A 10,862-nucleotide genomic window follows, 5' to 3' on the forward strand; every position below is an offset into this window, starting at 1 on the left:
AACCCCATGCTGAGCGCACAACAACTCGCCATCACCTTCAACCCCGGCACGCCCATCGAAAACCGCGCCCTGCGCGGCCTCTCGCTGGACATTCCCACCGGGCAGTTCGTCACCGTCATCGGCTCCAACGGCGCGGGCAAGTCCACCTTCCTCAACGCCATTTCGGGCGACATCTCGGTGGACAGCGGCCGCCTCACCATCGACAACACCGACGTGACCCGCTGGCCCGTGTGGCAGCGCGCGCAGCACGTGGCGCGCGTGTTCCAAGACCCGATGGCCGGCACCTGCGAAGACCTCACCATCGAAGAAAACATGGCCCTGGCCCAGCGCCGTGGCGCCGGGCGCGGCCTCTCGCGCGCCGTCACCGCGCCCATGCGCGAGGTGTTCCGCGAGCGCTTGGCCACCCTGGGCCTGGGCCTGGAGACGCGCCTGGCCGACCGCATCGGCTTGCTCTCGGGTGGGCAGCGCCAGGCGGTGAGCCTGCTCATGGCCGCGCTGCAGCCCTCGCGCCTGCTGCTGCTGGACGAGCACACCGCCGCGCTCGACCCGCGCACCGCCGATTTCGTGCTGCAGCTCACCAACCGCATCGTGCGCGAATCGGGCCTGACCACGCTCATGGTCACGCACAGCATGCGCCAGGCGCTGGACGTGGGCGACCGCACCGTGATGCTCCACCAGGGGCAGGTGGTGCTGGATGTCTCGGGCGAAGAACGCGCCCGCATGGACGTGCGCGACCTGCTGGCCATGTTCGAGCGCGTGCGCGGCGAACAGCTGGCCGACGACGCCCTGCTGCTGGGCTGACGCCCCATTTCGAGTTCCCTCGCACCACCGCAGGGCGGTGGACATGGGTCCATTTCCTTCAATGGTGCGAGATCCCATCGCGTTCACTTCAATGGTGCGCGATAAAATTTAGGGTTATCCCTGAAGCTTTCACAAAGGACTTCTCCATGAACATCCCGTTCCGCACGAAAACCATCGCCACCGCCCTGGGCCTGGCCGGCGCGCTGCTGGCCAACGCCGCCCTGGCCGACACGCTCAAGATCGGTCTGGTGCGCCCCACCACCGGCGCCGTGAAGCAGTACGGTGACATGGTGCAAGAAGGCGTGGACACGGCCGTCGAGATGGCCAACGCCGCCGGTGGCATCAAGGGCAAGAAGATCGAGCTGCTGGTGGTGGACGACGCCTGCGAACCCAAGCAAGGCCCGGTGGCCGCCAACCGCATCGTCAACGCCAAGGTGCGTTACGTGGTGGGCCCGGTGTGCTCTGGCGCCACCATCGCCGCCGCCGGTATCTACAACAACGAAGGCGTGGTGATGATCAGCCCCTCGGCCACCGCCCCCGCGCTGACCGAAGGCAAGAACTACAAGTACATCTTCCGCGCCACCGGCCGTGACGACCAGCAAGGCCCGGCCGCTGCCCGCTTCATCGCCGAGAAGGTCAAGCCCAAGAAAGTGGCCGTGCTGCACGACAAGCAGTCGTATGGCCAGGGCGTGGCCGCCAACGTGCGCGACGAGCTGAAGAAGGCCGGCGTGAACGTGGCCTTCTTCGAGGGCATCAACGCCGGTGACACCGACTACTCGGCCGTCATCACCAAGCTCAAGAGCGCTGGCGTGGACTTTGTTTACTACGGTGGCTACCACCCCGAGCTGGGCCTGCTGCTGCGCCAGGCCGCCGAGCAAGGCCTGAAGACCCGCATGATGGGCCCCGAAGGCGCCGGCAACCCCGAGATCAACGCCATCGCTGGTGCCGCCGTGGAAGGCATGCTGCTGACCCTGCCGGCCGACTTCTCCACCAACCCCAAGAACGCCGCCATCGTGAAGGTGTTCAAGGACAAGAAGCGCGATGCCTCGGGTGCTTTCCAGCTCCAGTCGTACGCCGCCACGCAAGCCCTGATCGAGTCGATCAAGGCCGTGGGCGATGACCCGTCCAAGGTGGCCGCCCACCTGCGCAAGACCAGCTTCGACACCCCCATCGGCACCCTGGCCTGGGACGCCAAGGGCGACCTGAAGTCGTACGACTTCGTGGTGTACGAGTGGCACAAGGACGGCAGCAAGACCCTGGCCACCAAGTAAGCCCGGTCTGAACCGCCCGCAAGGCATGGTGCCATTTCAGGTGCCATGCCTTTTCGTTTGAAAGGGCGGGGGCGCCGCGCCCCCGCCACCCGAACCGTCCAGCGAGGTATCGCATGAACGAACTCCTGCCCCAACTCATCCAGCAGCTCTTCAACGGGTTGTCGCTGGGGGCGATTTACGCGCTCATCGCCATCGGCTACACGATGGTGTACGGCATCATCGGCATGATCAACTTTGCCCACGGCGAGATCTACATGATCGGCGCCTACGTGGGCCTGGTCACGCTGGCGGCCATCGGCACGCAGACCGGCCTGCCCGTGGCGGCCGTGATGGGCCTGATGTTGCTCTCAGCCGTGCTGGTCACCGCCGTGTACGGCTACGTGGTGGAACAGGTGGCCTACAAGCCGGTGCGCCAGAGCCCGCGCCTGGTGGCCCTGATCTCGGCCATCGGCATGTCCATCTTTCTGCAGAACTGGGTGGCCCTGGGCCAGGGCGCGCGCGACATGGCCGTGCCTTCGCTGCTGCCGGGCGCGCTGCGCTTTGGGGAAGAGGGCGCCTTCGAGATCTTCGTGCCCTACACGCGCCTGCTCATCATCGTGGTGACGGTGGTGCTGATGGTGGCGCTCACGCTCTACATCCGGCACTCGCGCATGGGCCGTGCACAACGCGCTTGCGCGCAAGACATGCACATGGCCAGCCTGCTGGGCATCGACACCAACCGCGTGATCTCTTTCACCTTCATCCTGGGCGCGGTGCTGGCCGCCGTGGGCGGGGTGCTGATTGCGCTGACCGTGGGCAAGCTCAACCCCTACATCGGCTTCCTGGCCGGCATCAAGGCCTTCACGGCGGCGGTGCTGGGCGGCATTGGCAGCATTCCGGGCGCCATGCTGGGCGGCGTGCTGCTGGGCGTGGTGGAGACCTTTGCCGCGGCCTACATCTCGTCTGAGTACAAAGACATCGTGGCCTTTGGCCTGCTGGTGCTCATCTTGCTGGTGCGCCCCACCGGCCTGCTGGGCAAGCCCGAAGTGGAGAAAGTGTGATGCGCGACACCCTCCGAAACGCCATGCTCGCCGCCGTGATGACGGCGGTGGTGGTCACCCCCATCTTCGGCCTGCGCCTGGAGCGCGCGGGCATCGAGACCGTGCTGGAGCCGCACTGGAGCCGCGTGCTGTGGGCCTGCGCCCTGGTGTTCGCGGTGCAACTGCTGCGCCCCTGGATCGCGCGCCTGTTCGGCCGTTCGGGCGGCTCTGGCCGTGAACGCCAGGCCTCCGGCTGGCGCCTGCCCGAGCTCAGCCCGGTGCAGCGCCAGGGCCTGATCGTGCTGCTCATCGCCCTGGCGATGGTGTGGCCCTTCATGGCCGGGCGCAACGCGGTGGACATCGCCACCCTGGCGGCCATCTACATCATGCTGGGCCTGGGCCTGAACATCGTGGTGGGCTTCGCCGGCCTGCTGGACCTGGGCTTCGTGGGCTTTTATGCCGTGGGCGCCTACACCTACGCCATGCTCTTTCACTGGGCGGGCTGGGGCTTCTGGCAGGCGCTGCCCGTGGCCGGCGCGGCGGCGGCGCTGTTCGGCTTCGTGCTGGGCTTTCCGGTGCTGCGCCTGCGCGGCGACTACCTGGCCATCGTGACGCTGGGCTTTGGCGAAATCATTCGCCTGCTGCTCATCAACCTCACCGACTGGACGGGCGGGCCCGATGGCATTTCCAGCATTCCCAAGCCCACCGTGTTCGGCCTGGAAATGGCGCGCGACGCCAGCGTGGAAGGCGCCACCACCTTCCACCAGTGGCTGGGCCTTGAGTTCGAGACCGTGCACATGGTGATCTTTCTCTACCTGATGGCGCTGTCGCTGGCGCTCATCACGCTGTGGATCTCCAACCGCCTGATTCGCATGCCCATCGGCCGCGCCTGGGAGGCGCTGCGCGAGGACGAGATCGCCTGCCGCTCGCTGGGCCTGAACCCCATGCGCATAAAGCTCTCGGCCTTCACGCTGGGCGCCATGTTCGCGGGCTTTGGTGGCGCCTTCTTCGCGGCGCGCCAGGGCATCGTGAGCCCCGAGTCGTTCACCTTCATCGAGTCGGCGCTGATCCTGGCCATCGTGGTGCTGGGCGGCATGGGCTCGCAACTGGGCGTGATCATCGCGGCCGTGCTCATCACCGTGCTGCCCGAGCTGGCGCGCGAGTTCGCCGAGTACCGCATGCTGATGTTCGGCCTGGTGATGATCCTGATGATGGTCTGGCGCCCGCAGGGCTTGTTGCCCATGAAGCGCCACCACGTGGAGGTGCCGGCATGAGCACGACCCCCAACACCCCACCGACGTCCCCTTCCATTGCCCACGGCACCATGCTCGAAGTGCAAGACCTCACCATGCGCTTTGGCGGCCTGCTGGCCGTTGACGGCGTGAGCCTGGCGCTGCGCGCGGGCGAGATCTTCGCCATCATCGGCCCCAACGGCGCCGGCAAGACCACGGTGTTCAACTGCGTCAGCGGCTTCTACAAGCCCAGCAGCGGGCGCATCGAACTGCAGGGCGAGAACATCACCGGCCTGAGCAGCCACGCCGTGGCCGGCCATGGCGTGGTGCGCACCTTCCAGAACGTGCGCCTGTTCAAGGGCATGACCGCGCTGGAAAACCTGCTGGTGGCCCAGCACCGCCAGATCAACCGCTCTTGGCTGGCCGGGCTGTTCAAGACCCCGGCCTACCGCCGCGCGGAAGAGCAGGGCATTGAGCGCGCCCTGTTCTGGCTGGACTACATGGGCTTGCGTGGCATGGCCAACCGTGAGGCGGGCAAGCTGCCCTACGGTTATCAACGCCTGCTGGAGATTGCGCGCTGCATGATCACCCGCCCGCGCGTGCTCATGCTCGACGAACCCGCCGCTGGCCTGAACCCGCAAGAGAAGGTGGAACTGCAAGGCCTCATCGAGCGCCTGCGCACCGAACAAGGCGTGTCGGTGCTGCTGATTGAGCACGACATGAGCCTGGTGATGGGCGTGTCCGAGCGCATCCTAGTGATGGAGCACGGCAAACCCATTGCCACCGGCACGCCCGAGGCGATCCGCAGCGACGAGCGCGTGATCAAGGCTTACCTGGGAGAAGAGTGATGCAGCCGATGCTGGAACTGCAGGGTGTGCACACCCACTATGGCGCCATTCAGGCGGTGAACGACGTGAGCTTGCGGGTTAACCCGGGCGAGATCGTCACGCTCATCGGCTCCAACGGCGCGGGCAAGACCACCCTGCTCATGACGGTGTGCGGCAACCCGCGCGCCAGCGCCGGGCGCATTCTGTTCGAGGGGCAGGACATCACGCAGTCGCCCTCGCACCTGATCATGCGCAAGGGCATTGCCATCTCGCCCGAAGGGCGGCGCGTGTTCGCCGACATGACGGTGGTCGAGAACCTGAAGATGGGCGGCTTCTTCGCCAGCGACGCCGATATTGAATCCGGCATCGAGCGCGTCTTCGGCCTGTTCCCGCGCCTGCGCGAGCGCGCGAACCAGCGCGCCGGCACCATGTCGGGCGGTGAACAGCAGATGCTGGCCATCGGCCGCGCCCTCATGTCGCGCCCGCGCCTGCTGCTGCTGGACGAGCCCACGCTGGGCCTGGCGCCGCTGATCATTGCGCAGATCTTCGAGATCATCCAGGCCATCCGCGCCGAGGGCGTGACCGTGTTCCTGGTCGAACAGAACGCCAACCGCGCCCTGCAGATCGCCGACCGAGGCTACGTGCTGGAAAACGGCCGCTGCGTGCTGGAAGACACCGGCGCCAACCTGCTGGCCAACGACGCGGTGCGCCGTGCTTACTTGGGCGGCTGAAGCCTCGGCCAGGCCAAAAAGAAAAGCCCGCCGGCTCGAAAGAGCGGCGGGCTTTTGTGTCTGACTAGCCTTCACCTGGCCCGAAGGCCAGGGGCGGGCGATCAGAAGTCGTGGCGGATGCCAGCGGCGTAGACGCGCTTGTCGGCGGTCTTGGTGCCAGCGCCGTTCTCGACGTCGCCGTCGAGGTAGGCGGCGTACACCTTGGTGCGCTTGGACAGCGCGTAGGTAGCGCCCAGGGCGTAGGCGCTGCCCTTGGCTTGGGTCACGCCAGCGGTCTTGGACTTGCTGTAGGCGTAGCCGGCGGAGAACTCGAAGCTGCCGTAAGGCACGGCCACGCCGACGGAGAACTCGTCGTCTTCCTGGTTCAGGCCGTTTTCGGCCAGGTTGTAGCCGCCGGAGACGCGGAACGAACCGAAGTCATACGACGCGGAGATCGCGGTGTATTCCAGGTTGCTGGCAGGGGCGGTGTTGTCCTTCTGCTCTTGGTAGCCGATGCCGGCGTCCAGAGCGCCCGCGCGGTAGCGCAGGTTGAAGGCTTGCACGTCCTTCTTCACGGGGCTGGCCACTTCGTCCAGGCCGTAGCTCACGCCAGCGGTGAAGCCAGCGAAGCTGGGCGACTCGTAGCGGATCTGGTTGCTGGCGCGGCTGCTGTAGTCCTTCACACCGGCGGTGTAGGCGATCTTGTTCGGGGTGAACTCGGAATCCCACAGGTTGCTGCCCACGGCCAGGTCGCGGATGTCATCAAACGCGGTGTCGCTGCGGCCCAGCTTCACGGCACCGAAGGCGCCGCTCAGGCCCACCCACGACTGGCGGTCGAAGGCGCTGCCTTCGGTGCCCTGAGCGCCGGTGTCGTTCTTGATGCCGGTTTCCAGGTTGAAGTTGGCCTTCAGGCCAGCACCCAGGTCTTCCGAACCACGGATGCCCCAGCGGCTGGTGGTCAGCAGGCCGCTTTCCATCGTGGTGTTGCTGGTGTTGGCGATCTTGTCCTTGGTGTTGGCCAGGGAGGCGTCCAGACGGCCGTACAGGGTGACGTTCGATTGGGCCAGGGCGGCGCCAGAGGCGGCGATCACGGCCAGAGCGATCAGGCTCTTTTTCATGTTTGATTTGCTCCGAATAAAAAACACACAGCGCCCAGAGGGCGCCGCCGCCGGCATGGAGACCGGCGAGCCAAGACTGTCGCGCAAGGGGTGGTCGATTCGGGCGAAAGAACCCAGGCTAACAAAGGGTTATTACCAATACGCAACAGAATCGACCTGAATTAAGCGCAGTTATGTTGATGTGACGTTGCCAAAAGCGAAACAATCGGTCGACCGTGCAGATGCCGGTTGGCGAAGCAGTCATGCGCCCAGGCCGGGTGATCGGCTGCGCAACCGATGACGCTGCGCAGCCCGCCAGGCGCTGGCCCAACCTGCGACAATCGCCCGCTGGCCTCGATGGTGAAATCGGTAGACACAGCGGACTTAAACTCCGCCGCTACCCGAAAGGGGGCGTGCCGGTTCGACCCCGGCTCGAGGCACCAGCCAGTTTTTGCCGGTTCTGCCGGCCAAGTGAGAGTTTCCATGAGCCGCTACAACACGCCCTTCGAAATCCATGTGCACGGCGACGTGCCGCTGCGCGAAGACGTGGCCTACGACCAGATCCAGGAAGCGCTCAAGCCCCTGTGGCAGTACGCCGGCGCACGCTCGCTGGCGGCGGCGGCCGAAAGCCATTACGAAGACGAGCCCGGCATTCGCTTTGACGCCGAAAACCACGTGCTGCAGATGTGCTGGACGGTGGCCGGTGACGACGATTTCCGCCAGGCCATCGAAGAGGCCTGCATGGGCCTGAACGAGATCGCCTCGGCCGGGGCGCCGTTGGAGGTCTCCTTCTACGACACCGAGTTCGACGAAGAAGACCCCAACCCCGAGGCCGAAGCGCGTGACGACTTCATCATGGCCTTCGTGGGCCCGACGCCCGCGGCCATCATGCAGGTGCAGCGCGACCTGCTGGTGCAAGACGTGGTGCATCTCATGGAGCGCCACTTCGAAGCGGCCGAGCTGGGCGAGGTGGTGGGCGCCATCGACAAGCTCTTCAACGAGCGTTTCAACGCCCTGGTCAACTCTATGCAACTGGGCCGCCCGCCGCGCGGCCACGGTGGTTCGTCGGGCCACGGCGGCCCGCGCAAGCCGCGCCACCTGCACTGACCCAGCCACCCGGGGCGCCCGCGCCCTGGCGCTTCCTGGCGCTCGCCTAGACTTCGGGCCATGCCTCGCGGCCCGCGAGGCCCCCACCTGGAGCGCCCATGGCCCTGTTTTCCACCCAAGCCCTGAACCCCGGCGTGCGCCGCCGCGAGGTATTGGGCTGGGCGATGTACGACTTTGCCAACTCCGGCTACACCACCGTCGTGCTCACGGCGGTGTTCGCGGCCTATTTCGTCGGGGCCGTGGCCGGCGGGGCCGACTGGGCCACCTTTGCCTGGACGGCAGCCCTCAGCGCCTCGCACGCCATCGTGATGTTCACCATCCCGGCCATGGGCGCCTGGGCCGACCGCCACGCCGCCAAGAAGCGCCTGCTGGCCTTCACCACCGTGGGCTGCGTGCTGGCCACTGCCGCCCTGGCGCTGGTGGGGCCGGGCGCGGTGGCGCTGGGGGTGTTGCTCATCGTGGTGTCCAACGTGTTCTTCGCCTGGGGCGAATCGCTCTCGGCGGCGTTTCTGCCCGAACTGGCCCGGCCCGAGACCATGGGCCGCGTGAGCGGCTGGGGCTGGAGCCTGGGCTATGTGGGCGGCATGCTGGCGCTGGGTCTGAGCCTGGCCTACGTGCTGTGGGCACAGGCACAAGGGCAGACGGCGGCGCAGTTCGTGCCCGTCACCATGCTGATCACGGCCGTGGTGTTTGCGCTGGCCTCGCTGGCCACCTTCTCACTGCTGCGCGAGCGCGCCCAGCCCAATGCCCAGGCCCACGGCGGCTGGCGCGAATCGCTGCGCCGCCTGCGCGCCACGGCCCGCCAGGCCAGCCACTACCGCGATTTCATGTGGCTGCTGGCCTGTGCGGCGGCCTACCAGGGGGGCGTGGCCGTGGCCATCGCCCTGGCGGCCATCTACGCCGAGCAGGTGATCGGCTTTGTGCAGCAGGAAACCATGGTGCTGATCTTCGTGCTCAACATCGCCGCCATGCTGGGCGCGCTGGCCTTTGGCTACTGGCAAGACCGGCTGGGCCACAAGCGCGCCCTGGCCGTTACCTTGCTGGGCTGGGTGGCCACCTGCGTGATCGCCGCGCTCACCACCACCAAGGGCGGCTTCTGGTACGCGGCGGCCATTGCCGGCGTGTGCATGGGCTCCAGCCAGTCGGCCGGGCGGGCCATGGCGGGCATGTTGGCGCCACCCGCGCAACTGGCCGAGTTCTTTGGCCTGTGGACTTTCGCCACCCGCGTGGCCAGCATCGTGGGCCCCCTGAGCTACGGCGCCATCACCTGGGCCACCGGCGGCAACCAGCGCCTGGCCATCGGCTTCACCGCGCTGATGTTCGTGGCCGGCCTGGCGCTGCTGGCGCCGGTGAACATGGAGCGGGGACGCCGGGCCGCCTTGGCGGCCCCGGCGGGCTGACTCAGTACTCGATCTGTCGGGGCAGGCCCTTGGCTTGCTCGATCCAGGCCGACACCTCGGACTCGGCCGGCAGGCGCCGCACCAGGTGTTTGCTGGCGTTGACCTCGGCCATGGCCTTGCTCAGGTTGTCGGCGCGGCGCTGCGCCAGCTCGGGCACCGTGTCCACCCCGGCGGCTTCCAGCAACTCGGCGTATTCCGAGCCAATGCCCTTCACGCGGTACAGATCGACCATGTTGGCAAAGCGCAGCACCTGCTTGTCGGTGAGCCCGGTTTTCTCGGCCAATGCCTTGCGTTGCGCGGCGGTTTTGGCCTGGGCCAGCAGGCCATCGGTGTCGGCGATGCCGGCGGCCTGCAACTTGGCGGCAATGGCCGGGCCGATGCCTTCCACGTCTTGAATCTTCGCGTTTGCCATGGGGTGTCCTTCTGGGTGAGGGTTGACGATGGCACCCCGGATCCTCCCCGAGGTACCCGGGCCACTCTACCCAAACACCCGCGCAGGCGCTACCGCAGATTGCCTACCTGTTCGGCACCTTCGGTCCAGCCCAGCCAGCGTTGGGCGGCCGTGGCCAGCGCCTGCGCGTCGCCACTCGCCAGCAGCGTCACCTTGCCCTGGCCGGTGGGGGTGGCGTCCAGCACGTCCCGCGTGCGGCGGGCCACGGCGTCGGCCGTGTCGATGAGGCGCACGCCCGTGCCCGCCGCCTGAGCGATGGCGGCCGCGGCGAAGGGGTAGTGGGTGCAGCCGAGCACCAGGGTGTCCAGCGCTGGGGCCTGGGCGAGCAGGGCGCTGACGTGTTCTTGTGTGAGCCGCTGGGTGGCGGCGGTGTCGCCGGTCTCAATGGCGGCGGCCAGCCCCACGGCGGCACGTTCGTGCCATTGAACCGCCGGATGCGACTGTCGCAGGCGTTCGCGCAGGCGCGCGTAGCGCTCGCTGGCCAAGGTGCCCCGCGTGGCGAGCACGCCCACTTGGCGGGTCTGGGTGAGGGCCGCAGCGGGCTTGAGCGCAGGTTCCACGCCCACGATGGGCAGGGCGGGGTGGGCCTGCCGAAGCGAGTCAATGCCCGCAGCGGTGGCCGTGTTGCAGGCCACCACCAGGGCGTCGATGTGGTGCCGCTCCAGCAGCCAGCGGGTGATGGCCGCCGAGCGTTCGGTCACCCACTCGGCGGGGCGCTCGCCATAGGGCGCGAAGGCGTTGTCGGCGAAGTAGACGAAATCCACCTGCGGCAGCGCCTCGCGCAGGGCGCGCAGCACGCTCAGGCCGCCCACCCCGCTGTCGAAGACGCCAACCGTGGTCAAGCGCTGGCGACGGTGATGCCCTTGAACTCGCCGCTGGCGATGCGCTTCTGCCACTCGGCCGGGCCGGTGATGTGGGCGCTGGTGCCGCCGGCGTCCACCGCCACG

12 protein-coding genes and 1 tRNA gene are annotated in these 10,862 nt (G+C 67.4%); 10 read left to right on the forward strand and 3 right to left on the reverse strand.

Annotation, left to right across the window (positions count from 1 at the left end):
* Positions 1-6: 6 nt before the first annotated feature.
* From ACE3RQ_RS16210 to ACE3RQ_RS16235, 6 genes are all read left to right on the forward strand, one after another.
* Positions 7-801, forward strand: a complete 795-nt coding sequence (locus tag ACE3RQ_RS16210; RefSeq protein ID WP_374523095.1) for an ABC transporter ATP-binding protein — start codon at positions 7-9, stop codon at positions 799-801.
* Between the two features lie 146 nt (positions 802-947).
* On the forward strand, positions 948-2,072 hold the full coding sequence (locus ACE3RQ_RS16215) for a high-affinity branched-chain amino acid ABC transporter substrate-binding protein (protein WP_374523096.1): 1,125 nt from the start codon (positions 948-950) through the stop codon (positions 2,070-2,072).
* A 113-nt stretch (positions 2,073-2,185) separates the two neighbouring features.
* Complete coding sequence (gene livH, locus ACE3RQ_RS16220) at positions 2,186-3,112, forward strand: high-affinity branched-chain amino acid ABC transporter permease LivH (RefSeq protein ID WP_374523097.1); 927 nt, start codon at positions 2,186-2,188, stop codon at positions 3,110-3,112.
* Positions 3,112-4,365 (forward strand): high-affinity branched-chain amino acid ABC transporter permease LivM, encoded by a 1,254-nt coding sequence (locus ACE3RQ_RS16225; protein WP_374523098.1) that lies wholly within the window; start codon positions 3,112-3,114, stop codon positions 4,363-4,365. The genes livH and ACE3RQ_RS16225 overlap by 1 nt, the downstream gene beginning before the upstream one ends.
* Positions 4,362-5,171: a high-affinity branched-chain amino acid ABC transporter ATP-binding protein LivG gene (gene livG, locus ACE3RQ_RS16230; protein WP_374523099.1), complete on the forward strand. Its 810-nt coding sequence runs from the start codon at positions 4,362-4,364 to the stop codon at positions 5,169-5,171. Before ACE3RQ_RS16225 ends, livG begins: the two co-directional genes overlap by 4 nt.
* A gap of 8 nt (positions 5,172-5,179) precedes the next feature.
* Positions 5,180-5,881, forward strand: coding sequence for an ABC transporter ATP-binding protein (locus ACE3RQ_RS16235; protein ID WP_374523109.1), 702 nt, complete (start codon positions 5,180-5,182; stop codon positions 5,879-5,881).
* A gap of 101 nt (positions 5,882-5,982) precedes the next feature.
* On the opposite strand, the gene ACE3RQ_RS16240 is transcribed toward ACE3RQ_RS16235, so the two are convergent.
* Positions 5,983-6,978, reverse strand: a complete 996-nt coding sequence (locus ACE3RQ_RS16240; RefSeq protein ID WP_374523100.1) for a porin — start codon at positions 6,976-6,978, stop codon at positions 5,983-5,985.
* Between ACE3RQ_RS16240 and ACE3RQ_RS16245 the strand changes: the two genes are divergently transcribed.
* The 4 genes from ACE3RQ_RS16245 (at position 6,977) to ACE3RQ_RS16260 (ending at position 9,464) form a co-directional block, all read left to right on the forward strand.
* Complete coding sequence (locus ACE3RQ_RS16245; RefSeq protein WP_374523101.1) at positions 6,977-7,138, forward strand: hypothetical protein; 162 nt, start codon at positions 6,977-6,979, stop codon at positions 7,136-7,138. The genes ACE3RQ_RS16240 and ACE3RQ_RS16245 overlap by 2 nt on opposite strands.
* Before the next feature lie 170 nt (positions 7,139-7,308).
* Positions 7,309-7,400: transfer RNA gene (locus ACE3RQ_RS16250), tRNA-Leu, on the forward strand.
* A gap of 40 nt (positions 7,401-7,440) precedes the next feature.
* Positions 7,441-8,064: a DUF6806 family protein gene (locus ACE3RQ_RS16255; protein ID WP_374523102.1), complete on the forward strand. Its 624-nt coding sequence runs from the start codon at positions 7,441-7,443 to the stop codon at positions 8,062-8,064.
* A gap of 98 nt (positions 8,065-8,162) precedes the next feature.
* Complete coding sequence (locus tag ACE3RQ_RS16260; RefSeq protein ID WP_374523103.1) at positions 8,163-9,464, forward strand: MFS transporter; 1,302 nt, start codon at positions 8,163-8,165, stop codon at positions 9,462-9,464.
* 1 nt (position 9,465) lies between these two features.
* On the opposite strand, the gene ACE3RQ_RS16265 is transcribed toward ACE3RQ_RS16260, so the two are convergent.
* Together ACE3RQ_RS16265 and murI are read right to left on the reverse strand one after the other, a co-directional pair.
* Entirely contained in the window at positions 9,466-9,876 is a 411-nt protein-coding gene (locus ACE3RQ_RS16265; RefSeq protein WP_374523104.1) for a DUF4332 domain-containing protein, read from the reverse strand.
* Positions 9,877-9,965: 89 nt separating this feature from the next.
* Positions 9,966-10,757 carry a glutamate racemase gene (gene murI, locus ACE3RQ_RS16270; RefSeq protein ID WP_374523105.1) on the reverse strand — a complete coding sequence of 264 codons (792 nt, stop codon included), beginning with the start codon at positions 10,755-10,757 and terminating at the stop codon, positions 9,966-9,968.
* Positions 10,758-10,862 lie beyond the last annotated feature (105 nt).

The sequence above is a fragment of the Hydrogenophaga sp. genome, assembly GCF_041913525.1.
In the GTDB taxonomy this organism is placed as follows: Bacteria; Pseudomonadota; Gammaproteobacteria; order Burkholderiales; family Burkholderiaceae_C; genus Hydrogenophaga.